This is a genomic window from Pseudomonas oryzihabitans (genome assembly GCF_007665395.1).
Lineage (GTDB): Bacteria > Pseudomonadota > Gammaproteobacteria > Pseudomonadales > Pseudomonadaceae > Chryseomonas > Chryseomonas psychrotolerans_C.
In genome coordinates this window covers 30959-47572 of the sequence record NZ_VDND01000002.1, presented here as the reverse complement: position 1 = coordinate 47572, position 16614 = coordinate 30959, and the positions used below count along the sequence as shown (strand labels likewise).

Here is a 16614-nt window from a genome sequence, read left to right as displayed (position 1 = left end):
TCCCGGTTGTACAATCGGCGCGGCACAGCCGTGCCCAAGAACAACGAGAAAGTCCGCACAGGGAATCGGGGAAGATGTCGAACGCACCACGCCTCACCGCACTCATGCTCGGCCTGGGACTGGCCGTCAGCGCCAGCCTCGCCGCCGCCCAGCCGTTCGACGCGCCGGAAGCGCGCGCCTATGTCGACGCCCTGCTGGCGAAGATGACCCTGGAAGAAAAGATCGGCCAGCTCAACCTGGTGAGCGTGGGGCCGGACAATCCCAAGGAAGCCATCATGGCGGACATCCGCGCCGGCAAGGTGGGCGCCATGTTCAACACCGTGACCCGTCCCGACATCCGCCAGATGCAGGACCAGGTCGCCCATAGCCGGCTGAAGATCCCGCTGTTCTACGCCTATGACGTCATCCACGGCATGCGCACCATCTTCCCGATCAACCTGGGCCTGGCCAGCACCTGGAATCTCGACGCCATCGCCACCAGCGGGCGCATCTCCGCCCTGGAAGCGGCGGCCGATGGTCTCGACCTGACCTTTTCGCCCACCGTCGACGTCACCCGCGAACCACGCTGGGGCCGTGCCTCGGAAACCTTCGGCGAGGACACCTGGCTGACCTCGCGCATCGGCGCCACCCTGGTGCGCGCCTATCAGGGCGACGACCTGCGCGCGCCCGACAGCCTCATGGCCAGCATCAAGCACTTCGGTGGCTACGGCGCCGTGGAAGCCGGGCGCGACTACAGCAACGTCGACATGAGTCCGCAACGGCTGATGCAGGACTACCTGCCGCCCTATCGCGCCGCCGCCGAGGCCGGTGCCGGCGCGGTGATGGTGGCGCTGAACAGCATCAACGGCGTCCCGGCCACGGCCAATCGCTGGCTGCTGCAGGATCTGCTGCGCAAGGACTGGAATTACAAAGGCCTGCTGATCAGTGACCACGGCGCCATCAACGAGCTGGTGCTGCACGGCGTGGCCAAGGACACCCGCGACGCCGCCGAGCAGGCGCTCAAGGCCGGCGTCGAGCTGAACATGCACGACGACGTCTACGGCAAGCAGCTGCCCGCCCTGCTGGCCGCCGGCAAGGTCACCCAGGCCGAGATCGACCAGGCCGTGCGCGACATGCTGCTGACCAAGTACCGCCTGGGCCTGTTCGACGATCCCTATCGTCGCCTGCAGGGCCAGGACCCGGTCGACACCAACGCCGAATCCCGTCTGCACCGCGCCGAGGCGCGCCAGGTGGCGCGCGAGAGCCTGGTGCTGCTGAAGAACGAGAAGGCCGTGCTGCCGCTGCGCAAGGGCGCCACCCTGGCGGTGGTCGGCCCGCTGGCCGACAGCCCGCGCGACGTCATGGGCAACTGGTCGGCCGCCGGCGTGGCCGCCCAGGCCGTCTCCATCCGCCGCGGGCTGGAAAACGCCGTGGCCGGCCAGGGCAAGGTGCTCTACGCCAAGGGCGCCAACCTGCTGGCCGACCGTGATGTGCTGGCCTATCTCAACTCCTACGAACCCTCGGTGGCCGTGGACGAGCGGCGCCCGGCCGAGCTGATCGCCGAGGCCGTGGCCGCCGCGCGCCAGGCCGACGTGGTGGTAGCCGTGGTCGGCGAATCCCAGGGCATGGCCCACGAGGCCTCCAGCCGCGCCCGCATCAGCGTGCCCGATACCCAGCGCGACCTGATCAAGGCGCTCAAGGCCACCGGCAAGCCGCTGGTGCTGGTCTTGATGAACGGCCGGCCGCTGGCCCTGGAATGGGAACAGGAGCAGGCCAACGCCCTGCTGGAAGCCTGGTTCCCTGGCACCGAAGGCGGCAACGCCGTGGCCGATGTGCTGTTCGGCGACCACAATCCCTCCGGCAAGCTGACCATGACCTTTCCCCGCGAAGTCGGTCAGGTGCCGCTGTACTACAACCACCTGAGCAGCGGCCGGCCGTTCGACGCGGCAAAGCCGAACAAGTACACCTCGCGCTACTTCGACATCGTCAACGGCCCGCTCTACCCCTTCGGCTACGGCCTGAGCTACACCACCTTCGACGTCTCGGCGCCACAGCTGTCCAGCGCCACCTTGAAGAAGGGCGATACCCTCACCGCCAGGGTCACGGTCAAGAACACCGGCAGCCGCGCCGGCGCCACCGTGGTGCAGCTCTACCTGCACGACGTGACCGCCTCCCTGGCGCGCCCGGTCAAGGAGCTCAAGGGCTTCCAGAAGGTGATGTTGCAACCCGGCGAGAGCCGCGAGCTGGAATTCCCCATCACTGAGACGGACCTGCGCTTCTACAACAACGACCTCAAGCTGGTCTCGGAGCCGGGTGAGTTCAAGGTGATGGTCGGCCTGGACTCGGAGCGGGTGCGGGAAGGCAGTTTCACGCTGCTGTAGCAGGTCTGCCCTCACCCCAACCCTCTCCCAGGGGGAGAGGGGGTAAAGGCGCGGACCTTGATGCTCCCTCCTCTCTCTTCGCACCTCCGATTCCCCCTCTCCCTCCGGGAGAGCGCTGGGGTGAGGGATGGTATCTACCGTCGGCCCCTCGCCTTCACCTCTCCTCCTCCGCCGCTCCAGGACTGCAGTGGAAAACGCTGCGCGGTTTTCCACGCTACTGGCGGCAGTTGGTGTCAGGCCTCCTGCCTTTACCCCCTCTCCCTCCGGGAGAGGGCTGGGGTGAGGGATACGTACCTGTCGGTAGTCCCTCGCCTTCATCTCTCCTCCCTCGCCGCTCCAGGACTACAGTAGAAAACGCTGCGCGGTTTTCCACGCTACGGGCGGCAGCGGGTATCAGGCCTCCTGCCTTTACCCCCTCTCCCTCCGGGCGAGGGCTGGGGTGAGGGATGGTATCTACCATCGGCCCCTCGCCTTCACTTCTCTTCCCTCGCCGCTTCAGGACTGCAGTGGAAAACGCTGCGCGGTTTTCCACGCTACCGATGGCAGCTAAAGTCACGCGTCCTGCCTTTACCCCCTCTCCCTCCGGGAGAGGGTTGGGGTAAGGGATGCGTACCTACTATCGGCCCCTCGCCTTCACCTCTCCTCCCTCGCCGCTCCAGGACTGCAGTGGAAAACGCTGCGCGGTTTTCCACGCTACCGACGGCAGCAGGTATCAGGACTCCTGCTTTTACCCCCTCTCCCTCCGGGAGAGGGCTGGGGTGAGGGATACGTACCTACCGGCAGCCCGCCTCGCCTTCACCGCTTTTCCCTCGCTCCTCAGGCATCGCCGTGGAACGTACCGGCACCAGGCATGCCTTGACGCCTGCGGTCGTCCTGAGGGAGGGTCGGATCAGGAAGCCTGACCCGGGAAAACACCATGCCCAGCCTCACCCTCGCCGCCGCCCAGTCCACCTCGGTACCCGGCGATCTCGCCACCAACCTGCGTACCCATCTCGACTTCATCGCCGCGGCAGCCGCCGCCAAGGTGGAGCTGCTGCTGTTTCCCGAGCTCTCGCTGACCGGCTATGAGCCGACCCTGGCCGCGGAGCTCACCCTGGAGCCCGGCGACGTCCGAGTGCTGGCGCTGCGCGAGGCCTGTCGCGCGGCCGGGCTCACCGCCGTGGTCGGGGCGCCGGTCCAAGGCACGGCGGGTCTGCAGATCGGCGCCCTGATCATCACCGCCGACGGCAGCTGCCGGATTCACACCAAGGAATACCTGCACCCGGGTGAATCCCCGCCCTTCGTACCGGGTAGCGGCGGTGACCTGCTGGAGCTCGGTGGCCTGCGCGGCGCCCTGGCCATCTGCGCCGACAGCAATCACCCGGCCCACGCCGACGCCGCCCGTGCCCGGGGTGCCGACCTCTACCTGGTCTCGGCGGTGATCGGCGCGACGGGTTATCCCGCCGACAGCGCCCAGTTGGCAGGGCATGCACGGCGGCTGGCCATGCCGGTGCTGATGGCCAACCATGGCGGGCCGACCGGCGGCTATGCCTGCGTCGGTCGCAGCGCCTGCTGGCGGGCGGATGGCCAGTGCCTGGTCGCCGCCCCCGGAGACGGCCACTGGCTGGTGGTGGCTCGCCTGGAGGAAGGAGACTGGCACGGCGAGTGCCTGCCGGTGCGGAGCTGATCGACGCCGCCAGGGTGCCGGTGGTACGCGGGACAGCCGGTCATTCCATGACCCGAGCCAGACCTTGGTATCCCACCGGACCTGCGACTAAAGGTCACACGTCAGACGCCGATAAGGCACTAACATCCTCATTCCAACAAGACGGTAAGGATGCCTCTCGCAGCGTGGAAGACGCTGTACCCGCAGGAGCGACACCATGGCCCTGAACACCGTTCGGACCCGCTATACCCTGATCTTCCTCGGTTTCATCGGCGCGACGCTCGCCGCCACCGTCATCGGGATACGTCTCTGGGTCACCCCCGACCTGGTCGCCGCCGGCGAATCCGCCGTCCTCACCCGGGTCAACGAGGTCGGCACCCGCATCTACCGCGAACTCAATCAGATCCAGGCGCAGCAGCGCTCCATCACCCAGACCGTGCCGCTGCTCGACAGTGCCGCCATCGACCGGGTACTGCCCGGCCTGGTGGACCAGTACGGCGACGCCAAGGTGTTCGGCGGCGGCATCTGGCCGCTGCCCAACCAGCGCGAGCCAGGCCGCGACAAATTCAGCACCTTCTACCACCGCGATGCCGGCGGCAAATTGATCGTCAATACCCACTGGAACTCCCCCGAGTCGCTCAACTACTGGGAGCAGCCGTGGTTCCAGGCCGGCCTCAAGGCCCCGGCTGGCCAGTGCGTCTGGGCCGCCGCCTACAAGGACGCCGCCAGCGCCGAGCCACGCACCAACTGCGCCATGGCCATCCAACGCGACGGCAAGGCCTTCGGCGTCTCCACCATCGACCTCACCCTGGGCTTCTTCAATCCGCTGGTCGAGGCGCTGCGCAAGGAGCTCGACGACACCGACATGATGATCGTCGAAGCCGATGGCAAGATCCTCAGCAATCTTAGCGAGCTGGGCGATTCGCAGATCCTCACCAACCTCTCCGCCTACACCGAGCGCTCGCCCTTCGTCGCCGCCATCCAGCAGAGTCTCGGCAAGCGGCAGGGCGATGCCCTGGTACGGGACACCTATGTCGACGAGCACGGCACCCCGCATACCTTCTTCCTGCGACCGCTGGCCGGCACGCCCTGGCTGCTGGCCACCGCGCTGCCCACCGCGCTGCTGCAGGCCACCAACACCGGCATCCTCAAGACCCTGGCGGCGATCCAGCTGCCGCTGGTGCTGCTGCTGGTAGCGGTGATGATGCTGGCGCTCGGCAAGTTGATGGGTCGCCTGGGCATGCTGCAGCGCAATATCGAATCGCTCTCCGCCGGCGACGCCGACCTGACCCGGCGGATCCCGGTGCGCGGCAAGGACGAAGTGGACGCCGTGGCCGGCGCCGTCAACGGCTTCATCGCCTACCTGCAGCGGCTGATCGGCGAGGTGGGCGACGCCACCGACCGCATCGACGCCGGCCTAAGGCAACTGCACGGCCAGGCCCAGCAGAACGGCGCCATCCTCGCCCGGCACGCCAGCGAGACCGACCAGGCGGTGACCGCCATCACCGAGATGAGCGCCACCTCCGATTCCGTGGCGCGCAGCGCCAGCGACACCGCCGCCCTCACCCAGGCCGCCAATGGCCAGGCCGAGCGCTCCCGCGCGGTGGTGCAGCAGGCGTCCACCAGCGTCCTGGCGCTGGTCGACCGGGTGGAAGACGCCACCCTCAAGGTGCAGGCCATGCAGGGCGACGCCCAGCGCATCAACGACGTGCTCGGCGTCATCGGCGAGATCGCCGGCCAGACCAACCTGCTGGCGCTCAACGCGGCCATCGAGGCGGCCCGTGCCGGCGAGCAGGGTCGTGGTTTCGCGGTGGTCGCCGACGAGGTCCGCGCCCTGGCCGGTCGCACCCAGCAGAGTACCGCCGAGATCAACGAGATGCTCAGCCGGCTGCAGCAGGGGGTGAGCTCCGCGGTGGCAGCCATGGAAGTCACCAAGGCCAGTTGCCAGAGCACCGCCGAGAAGACCCGCGAGGTCACCGCCGGCCTGGACGAGATGAGTGGCTCGGTGGTGCGCATCAGCGACCTGTCGACCCAGATCGCCGCGGCCGCCGAGGAACAGAGCGTGGTGTCCGGCGAGATCAACCAGAACATGGTCGCCGTGCGCCACATCGTCGACGACCTGGTCACCAGTGGCCAGCGCACCGCCGAGAGTACCGCCGCGGTGCAGTCGTCCAACGAGCAGCTGGTCGCCGTGATCCGGCGCTTCCGGGTGAAGTGACGGCGGCCTTGGCCGGGCGCGATGCCCGGCCAAGGTGGCTCAACCGACCAGGTGCAGGAAATGCATGTGCCTTTCGTACTGGTCGAGGATGTCGCCGATGACATCTTCGCGCGACCAGCCCATGACGTCATGGTCCTGGCCGCCTTCGCGTAGGTAGACCTGGGCGCGGAAGTACTTGCGCTCCTCGCCGGGCTCGCTGCCCATGACGAAACTGGGCATGGCGTAGGCATGGGGTCTGACCTGGTAAACGAACTCCGGCTGCTCGGCCGGACCGACATACAGCCGCACCCCGCCATCGTCACGGTCTTCCACGCCGCAGACATAACCCTGCTTGCGCCATTCCTCGGCCACCGCCAGGCAGGCCGGCTTGGCCACCTCGCCGATAAAACGCACCACGTGCGCCCGCCGCGGAAACATCGCCAGGCCGCGCAGCCGGCGCTGCCAGCCGCCCGGCGTGCGGGTAGTCGGCGGCGTCAGGCTCAGCGCCTGATGGCGCAGACCGCGCTTGGTGGCGTCCAGCTTCAGCGCCTTGAGCAGGCCGCGCATGCTCAAGAGCAGCGCCAGGGTGAAGGGCAAGGCACTGGCGATGGTGGCGGTCTGCAAGGCCTTGAGACCATCGGCCAGGAGCAGGGCGATGGCCACCAGCCCCATGCTGGCGCCCCAGAACACCCGCTGCCAGACCGGCGTCTGGTCCTGGCCGCCGGAGGCCAGCATGTCCACCACCATGGCGCCAGAGTCGGCCGAGGTGACGAAGAACACCACCACCATGACGATGGCCACCAGCGAGATCACGCTGGCGAAGGGGAAGTGTTCGAGAAACGCGAACAGCGCCAGGGAGCTGTCCTGGGACACGGCGTCGGCCAGGTCGGTGAGGCCCTTGGTGAGGATCATGTGGATGGCCGTGTTGCCGAACACCGTCATCCACAGCAGGGTGAAGCCGGCCGGCACCAGCAGCACCCCGGAGACGAATTCGCGGATGGTGCGGCCGCGGGAAATCCGCGCGATGAACAGTCCGACGAAGGGCGACCAGGCCAGCCACCAGCCCCAGTAGAACAGCGTCCAGCCGCCGATCCAGTCGGTGGGTCGGTAGGCGTTGAGGTTGAGGGTACGGCTGACGATCTCGCTGAGGTAGCCGCCGGTGTTTTCGACGAAGGTCTGCAGGATCAGTACCGTCGGGCCGAGGATGACCACGGTGAGCATCAGCAGCACCGCCAGGCCCAGGTTGAGCTCCGACAGCCGCCGCACGCCCCTGTCCAGTCCCGAGACCACCGAGAGGGTGGCCAGCGCCGTGGTGATGACGATCAGGCCAATCTGCACCGGGGTGGACACCGGCACGCCGAATAGCACGTTGAGCCCGGTGTTGATCTGCGACACGCCGAAGCCCAGGGAGGTGGCGACGCCCAGCACCGTGCCGATGATGGCGAAGATGTCCACGGCATGGCCGATGGGGCCATAAATGCGCTCGCCGATCAGTGGATAGAGCGCCGATCTCAGGGTCAGCGGCAGCCCGTGGCGATAGCTGAAGTAGGCCAGGATCAGGGCGACGATGGCATAGATCGACCAGGCGTGCAGGCCCCAGTGGAAGAAGGTGATGCGCATGGCCTGGCGCGCGGCGTCCACCGTCTGGCCATCGGCATAGGGCGGATTGAGGAAGTGCATCACTGGTTCGGCGACGCCGAAGAACATCAAGCCGATGCCCATGCCGGCAGAGAACAGCATGGCGAACCAGGTGGTGTTGGCGTAGTCCGGCTCGCTGTGGTCCGGGCCGAGCTTGATGTCGCCATAGCGACTCATGCCGAGAAACACCACGGTGCCGAGGATGATCGCCACGGCGAGAATGTAGAACCAGCTGAGGTTGGTGATGATCCAGCCCTGGATGGCGGCGAACAGCCATTGGGCATTGGCCTGAAACAGGCTGGCGTAGAGCACCAGCGCCAGCAGCAGCAGGGTCGAGGTCCAGAAGACCGGTGGACTGAAGGTGGGACGAGCGGCGGATTCTCCCTGGCCGGTCATGAAGAGGGCTCCTGTGTATGAAGTGCGCACAGGTTGACTGCCCTCGCCCCTGATCGTTTCGCTGGTGACGCGGCTGCCGGGGCCTCTGCGGCCCGGCGCGCCCGTGGAGCGCCGCCGGGCTAGCCCCGGGGCGCCGCGTCCTGCCCAGCGACCCCAGGGGCTCCGGCCAGTCCGCGGAACCAGCGCGCCGGCGCTATGCCGAAGGCCTGGCGAAAATGCCGGGACATATGACTCTGGTCGAAGAAGCCCGCCTCCACCGCCGCCTGGGCCAGGCCCATCCCCAGGCGCACCTGCAGCCGTACCCGATCCAGCCGCCGCAGGGTCAGGTAGCGATGGGGACTGGTGCCGAAGTAGGCGCGGAAGTCGCGGCTCAGACTCCAGCGGTCGCGGCCGGCACAGCGCGCCAGGTCGTCGAGGGTCACGGCCTGGTCGAGCCGATCTTCCAGGTATTCCCGCGCACGCAGGGCGGCGGCGAAGTCCACCCGACCGCGACTGGGCCAGGCCTGGCAGACCTCGGCTAGGGTGGCGACCAGGCCATAGAGGGCATCGTCGCGCCCCAGGGCATCGGGGCGTTCGTCGAGGGCGGCGAACACCCCGTCGGTGGCGCGCGCCAGGCGCGGATCCTGGGAAACGCTGTCGCGATGGAAGGGCAAGGGCCGTCCACCCAGGATGTCCTGCACCAGCGTGGGCGGCAGATAGAGCATGCGATAGCGAAAGCCGCAGGCGGCCCCGGCGCGGCCGTCATGGACCTCGTCCGGATGCAGGATCATGGTCTCGCCGGGCAGGCTGTGGGTCTTGGCGCCGCGATAGGAAAAGCTCTGCACCCCGGCCAGCGTACGGCCGATGGCATAGGTGGCGTGGCGATGGGGGTCGAAGGCATGACCACCGAAGAAGGCTTCGATGGACTCCAGCTCGACATGGGCCGGGGCGTGCCTTACCCAATCCGTGGCGCCGGGCAATTCGATCTGGGTGCTCATGGCGACTCCTCCGGCGCTCAGCCTAGCAGACCGCGCCAGGCGTCGTGGAACAACAGCAGGGCGCAACCGACCAGACTCAGCCCCAGCAGCCGATTCACCCAGCGCAAGCCACGTCCCCGCACCAGGTAGCGCCCGAGCAGTGCCCCGAGCAAGGCGTAGCTCGCCGGGGCGCCGCACGCCGACAGCGCCAGGGGCAGCGACCAGAGGACGATCTTGCCTCCCGTCACCTGGGCCGCCGGGAACATCACCGTGGCGATGGGCAGCACTGCCAGCCAGCCCTTGGGATTGAGGCCCTGGATCAGCAGGCCCTGGGAGAAGGTCAGCCGTGCCTGCGGCTCCTCCTCGCCGGCCGCCGCCGGTGGTGCGGCCCAGGCGATGCGATAGCCGAGGTACAGGCAATAGCCACCGCCCAGCAGCGCCAGCCACGGCAGCAGCGCCCCCGAGACCAGGACCGCCCCGGCATAGCCCAGCGCCAGGAACAGCACCAGCATGGCGCAACCCACCCCGGCATAGAACCCCAGCGCCCGGCGGGCCTGGCCACGCAGGCCGGCGTCGAGACCCAGGGCGTTGACCGGACCGGGGCTGTACATGACGCTGAAAGCATAGAGAACGATTTCCAAGGGGCACCTGTCAGGCTTCGAGAAGGAGCCCAGGCTAGCCAGTCCCCTCGCGTCCCGGCTTGTACGTCTGTGGCTCGTCAGCCTTGAGAGTCATCGTATGACTCGGCAGAATCAAGGATTCCCTCGCCTGTCGCGGAGTCGCGCTTGTCCAGTGATCGCAACACCCCGCCCTGGCGTGGCCGTCCCGATGGCAAGCCGCCGACGCTGAAGGATGTGGCGCGCCTGGCCGGGGTCTCGCCGATCACCGTCTCGCGCACCCTCAACCAGCCGGAGATCGTCCGCCCGGCCTTGCGTGAAAGGGTCTTTCGCGCGGTACGCGAGAGCGGCTACCAGCCGGCCATGCTCACCACTGGCAGCGCGCCCCAGGAGAGTCGGCTGATCGCCATCCTGGTGCCCACCATCGTCAATTCCATCTTCGCCGATACCGTGCAGGCGCTCATGCAGACCCTGACCGAGGCCGGCCACCAGACCCTGCTGGGCCTGACCGACTATTCGGCCGAGCGCGAGGAACGCCTGCTGGAAGCCCTGCTGCGCCGCCGCCCCGACGCCATGGTGCTGACCGGTACCCTGCACACGGCCGCCAGCCGGCTGCGCCTGTCCCAGGCCGGCATTCCGCTGGTGGAGTGCTGGGACCAGGGCGAGCGCCCGCTGGACATGCTGGTGGGCTTTTCCCATGTCGCGGTAGGCCAGGCTGTCGCCCGGGAGCTGCTGGCGCGCGGCTATCGCCAGTTCGCCAGCCTGACCCTGGACGATCCCCGCGGCCGGCTGCGCCGCGATGCCTGGCGTGGCGAACTGGCCACCCACGGACTGGCCGCACCCGCCGATGTCAGCCTGCCGCCACCGGCCACCCCGGCACTGGGTCGCCAGGGCCTGACCCGGCTGCTCGAGGCCGGCGCCCGGCCCGAGGTGGTGGTCTGCAGCTCCGACACCCTCGCCCACGGCGTGCTGGCCGAAGCCCATGCGCGCGGCCTGCGGGTACCGCAGGAGCTGGCGGTGATGGGCTTCGGCAACCTGGCCAGCGCCGCCCATCTGATCCCGGCGCTGAGCACCGTCGATGTACGGGGTGCCGAGATGGGCACCCATGCCGCCGCGGCGCTGCTCGCTCGTCTGGCTGGCGCTGAGGCGCCACGGCAACGGGATACCGGCTTCGAACTGGTCATGCGCGAGAGCACGCGCTGACGCTTGAATGATTGCGTAATCAGCCTAGCGTCCCTCAGCAGGTGCCGGCCTCGCCGCCGGTCTTGCCCGCTGAAAAGGACAATAACAATGCGCACCCCCACCGCTCCGTCGCGGCGTACCCACGTCCGCTATCTGGTCCTGGCGATGATCTTCCTGGTCACGGTGTTCAACTACGTCGACCGCGCCACCCTCTCCATCGCCGCACCGGCCATGCGCCACGACCTCGGCTTCGACGCCGTGGCCATGGGCCTGGCCTTCTCCGCCTTCGGCTGGGCCTACACCGCCATGCAGATTCCCGGCGGCATCGTGCTCGACCGCTTCGGCTCGCGGCTGGTGCTGGGCGCCAGCCTCATCCTCTGGTCGGCGCTGACCTTCCTGCAAGGCTACGTCGGCCTCTTCTCCTCGGCCCTGCTGGCGCTGTTCGTATTGCGTTTCCTGATGGGCGTGGCCGAATCCCCGGCCTTTCCCGCCAATAACCGCCTCACCGTGATGTGGTTCCCGCGCCAGGAGCGCGGCCTGGCCACCGCCATCTTCCAGTCGGCGCAGTACTTCGCCCTGGCGGTGTTCACCCCGCTGATGGTGATCCTGCTCAACCAGTTCGGCTGGGAGCACGTGTTCTTCTGGACCGGCGGCGCTGGCATCCTCATCGGCCTGCTGTGGTTCGCCACCGTGCAGGAGCCGCGGCACGACAAAAGGGTCAGCCAGAGCGAACTGGACCATATCGAGGCCGGCGGCGGCCTGCCCGACCTGGGCGACACCCGGGCGCCCTTCAGCTGGCGTACCCTCAAGGCCATCAGCGGCAATCGCATGATGCTCGGCATCTACCTGGGGCAGTTCTGCCTGACCACCATCACCTGGTTCTTCCTCACCTGGTTTCCCACCTACCTGGTCGAGGCCAAGGGCCTGACGATGCTCAAGGTCGGCCTGATCGCCGCCATCCCGCCGGTGGCCGGCTGCCTCGGCGGCGTCCTCGGCGGACTCTGGTCCGACGGCATGCTGCGCCGCGGCTACAGCCTCACCGCCGCGCGCAAGACGCCGATCATCGTCGGCCTGCTGCTCTCCAGCAGCATCGTGGTGGCCAACTACACCCAGTCCATCGCCCTGGTGACCCTGGTGATGTCCATCGCCTTCTTCGCCAAGGGCGTGGGCAACCTCGGCTGGTGCATCGTCGGCGACGTCTCGCCCAAGCGCGCCATGGGCGTGAGTGGGGCGATCTTCAACTTCTGCGGCAACATCGCCAGCATCGTCACCCCACTGGCCATCGGCCTGATGATCAACCAGCTCGGCTCCTTCGACGTGGCCCTCACCTACGTCGCCGCCATGGGCCTGCTCGGCGCCTTCTCCTACCTGGTCATCGTCGGCCCGCTCAAGCGCCTGGACCTCGGCGAACTCAACGACGAGCCCCCTGCCCCCGCCGACGCCGTCCTGACCGCCACCCGTCCCTGATCCCTCACCCTGGAGACTTAGCCATGACCGATACCTCCTACAGCGCCGACCAGGACCGCATCACCTGGGTCCGCCTGGCCTCCGTGTTCCTGCCGCTGGCCACCCCCATCAGCGACGCCAAGGTACTGACTGGCCGGCAGAAGCCGATGACCGAGATCGCCATCCTCTTCGTCGAGATCGAGACCCGCGACGGCCAGCGCGGCCTGGGCTTCAGCTATTCCAAACGCGCCGGTGGCCCGGGCCAGTTCGCCCACGCCCGGGAAATCGCCCCGGCGCTGCTCGACGAGAACCCCAGCGACATCCAGAAACTCTGGACCAAGCTCTGCTGGGCCGGTGCCTCGGTGGGGCGCAGCGGCCTGGCCACCCAGGCCATCGGCGCCTTCGACGTGGCCCTCTGGGACCTCAAGGCCCGCCGTGCCAACCTCTCCCTGGCCCGCCTGCTCGGCGCCCAGCGCGACTCGGTGCGCTGCTACAACACTTCCGGCGGCTTCCTGCACACGCCGCTGGAGCAGTTGCTGGTGAACACCGATCTTTCCCGCGAGAAGGGTATCGGCGGCATCAAGCTCAAGGTCGGCCAGCCCGATTGCGCCCTTGACCTTGCGCGCGTCGCCCGCGTGCGCCAGCACCTGGGCGACAGCTTCCCGCTGATGGTCGACGCCAACCAGCAATGGGACCGACCCACCGCCCAGCGCATGTGCCGGCGCTTCGAGGAATTCAACCTGATCTGGATCGAGGAGCCCCTGGACTGCTACGACGCCGAGGGCCACGCCGCCCTGGCCGCCGCCTTCGACACCCCCATCGCCACCGGCGAGATGCTCACCAGCCTCGCCGAGCACCAGGAATTCATCCGCCTGCGCGGCGCCGACTTCCTGATGCCCGACGCGCCACGGGTCGGCGGCATCACCCCCTTCCTCAAGGTAGCCGCCCTGGCCGAGCAGGCCGGCGTGATGCTGGCGCCGCACTTCGCCATGGAACTGCACGTGCACCTGGCTGCCACCTACCCCACCGAACCCTGGGTGGAACATTTCGAATGGCTGGAGCCGCTGTTCAACGAACGCCTGGAAACCCGTGACGGCCGCATGCAGGTGCCGACCCGTCCGGGGCTGGGGCTGTCGCTGAGCGAGCGGGTCGCCGGCTGGACGGCGCAGGAGGTGGAATTCGGCCAACGCGGCTGACCGCCGCTCCAGACCGCGAACTCCGCCGGGGTGTGGCACTCTATCCAGGCCAAGGCCTGGAAGAGAGAGCCCCATGTTCGGATCGCTGCGCAGTCGTCTGCTGGCCGTGTTGCTGTTGCTCGGCGGCATGGCCATCGGGGTCGGCTGGCTGATGATCCTGCTCCTGCGCCAATCGGAGAACGCCCAGCTCGGCCAGGCCAGGGTCGAAGCCGAGCAGGCCTGCCAGACCATCGCCAGCAGCTACCGCTTCTACAGCAACGGCTGGTCCGGGCCCAGCGCCGGCCTGGCCGATCCGGCGTTGCGCCAGGGCCTGACCGGCGTGGCCAGCGTCGCCCTGCTGCGCTATCGCGGCATGGCCGGAGGGTTGTGGCAGGAACAGGCCGGGTTGCTGGCCGACGCCAGCCCCTTCACCCTCGCCGACGCCGAGCGCCAGCACCTGGCGCAGCTCGCCGCCGCCAGCCTGGCCGAGGTGCGTGGCCTGAGCGAATCCTTCAGTGTCGACGGCACCACCGTGCTGGTCGCCGCCTGCCCGCTGTCCGGCCCCATCACCAATCTCGCCGCCTGGACCCTGACCCGTCTCACCTTCGCCGACGGCAGTGGCCAGCGCCAGCTCAAGCTGGGGCTGGGCCTGCTGTTGCTGGCCATGCTCGCCACCACCCTGTTGCTCGGCCGCCTCACCTGGCAGTGGTCGCGCCATGTCGCCCGGGTCGAGCGCGACCTCGGGGCGACCGCCAGTCACGACCTGCCGACCCTCGCCCTCACCGGCGAGCGGGAGTTGGACCGGGTGCTGGCCGCGCTCAACCAGGCCGGCCAGCGCCTGGCCCAGGCCCGCGGCGAAGCCCAGCGCCTGGCCACCCAGGTGCATGCCAGCGAACGCCTGGCCGCGCTCGGCCGGGTCGCCGCCGGGGTCGCCCACGAGATCCGCAATCCCCTCGCCGCCATGCGCCTCAAGGCGGAGAACGCCCTGGCCGGCGATGCCGGGCGCCAGCAACGGGCGCTGGACGCCATCCTCCTGCAGATCACCCGCCTGGACAGCCTGCTGCGCCGCCTGCTCGACCTCACCCAGCCACCCCAGCTGCAGCCGACCCGCGTCGCCCTCCCTGCCTTCTGCCAGGAGGTATTGGCCGCCCACGAAGACCAGGCCGGGCAGCGCGGCATCCGCCTGAGCGCTCGGGTCGCCGTCGACCAGGGCCTGTTCGACCGTGACGCCCTGGCCCGGGCCCTGGACAACCTGCTGCTCAACGCCCTGCAGGCGGCGCCGGCCGACAGCGAGATCCGCCTCGAGGCCAGGCGCCGTGGCGACTGGCTGGTGCTCGCCGTGGAAGACGAGGGCCAGGGTCCACCGGCAGACCTGCGCAGTCAGCTCTTCGAACCCTTCGTCACCGGCCGCCCCGAGGGCACCGGCCTCGGCCTGGCCCTGGTCCGCGAGACCGCCCGCGCCCACGGCGGCGAGGCGCGCCTGGCCGAACAACCCGCCCCTACCCGCTTCGAGATCCTGCTGCCATGCCAACCCTGCTGATCATCGACGACGACGCCGGCCTGCGCGACGCCCTGGCGGAAACCGCGGCGGACCAGGGCTATCAGGTGCTCCAGGCCGACCAGGGCGAGGCCGGGCTGGCGCTGCTGCAACGACAGGCGGTGGACGCCGTGCTGCTCGACCTGCGCATGCCGGGGCTCGACGGGCTGGAGGTACTGGCGCGTATCCGTGCCCGCCCCGCGCCGCCGGCGGTCACCGTGCTCACCGCCTTCGCCAGCGCCGGCAACACCATCGAGGCCATGCGCCTGGGCGCCTTCGACCACCTCACCAAACCCATCGGCCGCGAGGAACTGATCCGCGTACTGGCCGGCATGACCGCCCAGCGCGGCCCCGCCATGGCACCGCCGGCCACAGCGGAGGGCCATACCCTGGTGGGTGGCAGCGATGCCCTGCGCCAGGTGCAGAAGACCATCGGCCGGCTGGTGGATAGCGAGGCCACGGTACTGGTCACCGGCGAGACCGGCACCGGCAAGGAACTGGTGGCCCGCGCCATCCACGAACACGGCAAGCGACGCGGGGCGCCCTTCGTCGCGGTCAACTGCGCGGCCATCCCGCCGGATCTGCTGGAAAGCGAACTCTTCGGGCACGTGCGCGGCGCCTTCAGCGGGGCGACCGCCAATCGCCTGGGCGCCTTCCGCGAGGCCCAGGGCGGCACCCTCTTCCTCGACGAGATCGGCGACATGCCGCTGCCCATGCAGGCCAAGATCCTGCGCGCCCTGCAGGAGCGCGAGGTGACCCCGGTGGGCGGCGCCCCGGTGCGGCTGGACGTGCGCCTGGTCGCCGCCACCCACCGCGACCTGGCGCAGCGCGTCGCCAGTGGCGACTTCCGCGAGGACCTCTTCTATCGCCTGCACGTGGTGCCCATCCACCTGCCGGCCCTGCGCGAAAGACGCGCCGACATCCTGCCCCTGGCCGAGCACTTCCTCGCCCCCAGCGGCCGGGTGCTGGCCGACGACGCCGCCGCCCTACTGCTACGCCATGCCTGGCCGGGCAACGTGCGCGAGCTGCGCAACGCCATGCAGCGCGCCGCTACCCTGGCCCAGGGCGAACGCATCGTCGCCGCCGACCTGGCCTTCCTGCAGGCCGACGCCCCGGAAGCCCTGGTCATCGATGCCAGTTGGCCGGAGGAGACCCTGGCCGAGGCCACCGCGCGCCTGGAACGCCTGCTGATCGAACGTGCCCTGCAACGCAGCGGCGGCAACCGCGCCGAGGCGGCACGTCGCCTGGGGATTCATCGCCAGCTGCTCTACACCAAGTTGAGCAAGCTGGGGCTGGGTGTCGGCGAAGACGACACCTCTGCCTAGGCTGTCCGCTTTGCCGACAGGGGTGTCCGCAAGTCGGACGCAGTCGCCCGCGCCGATCGCCCAAAATTAGTTTAAGTCATTGATCTATAAGTAAATAAAAAGTTGGCACAGCCCCTGCAATATCCTCATCGTCAACCACC

The 16614-nt window shown here is 68.8% G+C and carries 11 protein-coding genes and 1 pseudogene; 9 read left to right on the top strand and 3 right to left on the bottom strand.

Annotated elements, in window-relative coordinates; translation table 11 throughout:
* The first annotated feature begins 74 nt into the window (after positions 1 to 74).
* The 4 genes and pseudogenes from bglX (at position 75) to FSV73_RS26035 (ending at position 6223) form a co-directional block, all read left to right on the top strand.
* Entirely contained in the window at positions 75 to 2360 is a 2286-nt protein-coding gene (gene bglX, locus FSV73_RS04150; protein WP_145004352.1) for a beta-glucosidase BglX, read from the top strand.
* A 916-nt stretch (positions 2361 to 3276) separates the two neighbouring features.
* Positions 3277 to 4026: a carbon-nitrogen hydrolase family protein gene (locus tag FSV73_RS04145; RefSeq protein WP_145004349.1), complete on the top strand. Its 750-nt coding sequence runs from the start codon at positions 3277 to 3279 to the stop codon at positions 4024 to 4026.
* Positions 4027 to 4222: 196 nt separating this feature from the next.
* Positions 4223 to 5362, top strand: a pseudogene (locus FSV73_RS26040) (cache domain-containing protein); the annotation flags it as partial.
* A gap of 153 nt (positions 5363 to 5515) precedes the next feature.
* A complete protein-coding gene (locus FSV73_RS26035; RefSeq protein ID WP_437179264.1) occupies positions 5516 to 6223 on the top strand; it encodes a methyl-accepting chemotaxis protein in 708 nt (235 codons plus the stop codon).
* A 39-nt stretch (positions 6224 to 6262) separates the two neighbouring features.
* On the opposite strand, the gene FSV73_RS04135 is transcribed toward FSV73_RS26035, so the two are convergent.
* The 3 genes from FSV73_RS04135 to FSV73_RS04125 form a co-directional block, all read right to left on the bottom strand.
* Complete coding sequence (locus tag FSV73_RS04135; RefSeq protein ID WP_145004343.1) at positions 6263 to 8236, bottom strand: BCCT family transporter; 1974 nt, start codon at positions 8234 to 8236, stop codon at positions 6263 to 6265.
* Between the two features lie 119 nt (positions 8237 to 8355).
* Complete coding sequence (locus tag FSV73_RS04130) at positions 8356 to 9213, bottom strand: AraC family transcriptional regulator (protein WP_145004341.1); 858 nt, start codon at positions 9211 to 9213, stop codon at positions 8356 to 8358.
* Between the two features lie 17 nt (positions 9214 to 9230).
* Positions 9231 to 9833 (bottom strand): LysE family translocator, encoded by a 603-nt coding sequence (locus FSV73_RS04125; protein WP_145004338.1) that lies wholly within the window; start codon positions 9831 to 9833, stop codon positions 9231 to 9233.
* A 144-nt stretch (positions 9834 to 9977) separates the two neighbouring features.
* On the opposite strand from FSV73_RS04125, the gene FSV73_RS04120 reads away from it, so the two are divergent.
* The 5 genes from FSV73_RS04120 to FSV73_RS04100 all read left to right on the top strand — a co-directional run bounded on the left by FSV73_RS04120 (position 9978) and on the right by FSV73_RS04100 (position 16474).
* Positions 9978 to 11012, top strand: a complete 1035-nt coding sequence (locus FSV73_RS04120; protein WP_145004335.1) for a LacI family DNA-binding transcriptional regulator — start codon at positions 9978 to 9980, stop codon at positions 11010 to 11012.
* Positions 11013 to 11099: 87 nt separating this feature from the next.
* Entirely contained in the window at positions 11100 to 12458 is a 1359-nt protein-coding gene (locus FSV73_RS04115) for an MFS transporter (protein WP_145004332.1), read from the top strand.
* A gap of 23 nt (positions 12459 to 12481) precedes the next feature.
* Positions 12482 to 13633, top strand: a complete 1152-nt coding sequence (locus tag FSV73_RS04110) for an L-talarate/galactarate dehydratase (protein ID WP_145004329.1) — start codon at positions 12482 to 12484, stop codon at positions 13631 to 13633.
* A gap of 73 nt (positions 13634 to 13706) precedes the next feature.
* On the top strand, positions 13707 to 15152 hold the full coding sequence (locus tag FSV73_RS04105) for a sensor histidine kinase (RefSeq protein ID WP_145004326.1): 1446 nt from the start codon (positions 13707 to 13709) through the stop codon (positions 15150 to 15152).
* Positions 15137 to 16474, top strand: coding sequence for a sigma-54-dependent transcriptional regulator (locus FSV73_RS04100; protein WP_145004323.1), 1338 nt, complete (start codon positions 15137 to 15139; stop codon positions 16472 to 16474). The genes FSV73_RS04105 and FSV73_RS04100 overlap by 16 nt, the downstream gene beginning before the upstream one ends.
* The last annotated feature ends 140 nt before the right edge of the window (positions 16475 to 16614 follow it).

Bases quoted from the DNA above. Each gene is read 5' to 3' on its own strand.
- bglX (WP_145004352.1), top strand. From the start codon at position 75: ATGTCGAACGCACCACGCCTCACCGCACTCATGCTCGGCCTGGGACTG.
- FSV73_RS04145 (WP_145004349.1), top strand. From the start codon at position 3,277: ATGCCCAGCCTCACCCTCGCCGCCGCCCAGTCCACCTCGGTACCCGGC.
- FSV73_RS26035 (WP_437179264.1), top strand. From the start codon at position 5,516: ATGAGCGCCACCTCCGATTCCGTGGCGCGCAGCGCCAGCGACACCGCC.
- FSV73_RS04135 (WP_145004343.1), bottom strand. From the start codon at position 8,236: ATGACCGGCCAGGGAGAATCCGCCGCTCGTCCCACCTTCAGTCCACCG.
- FSV73_RS04130 (WP_145004341.1), bottom strand. From the start codon at position 9,213: ATGAGCACCCAGATCGAATTGCCCGGCGCCACGGATTGGGTAAGGCAC.
- FSV73_RS04115 (WP_145004332.1), top strand. From the start codon at position 11,100: ATGCGCACCCCCACCGCTCCGTCGCGGCGTACCCACGTCCGCTATCTG.
- FSV73_RS04110 (WP_145004329.1), top strand. From the start codon at position 12,482: ATGACCGATACCTCCTACAGCGCCGACCAGGACCGCATCACCTGGGTC.
- FSV73_RS04105 (WP_145004326.1), top strand. From the start codon at position 13,707: ATGTTCGGATCGCTGCGCAGTCGTCTGCTGGCCGTGTTGCTGTTGCTC.
- FSV73_RS04100 (WP_145004323.1), top strand. From the start codon at position 15,137: ATGCCAACCCTGCTGATCATCGACGACGACGCCGGCCTGCGCGACGCC.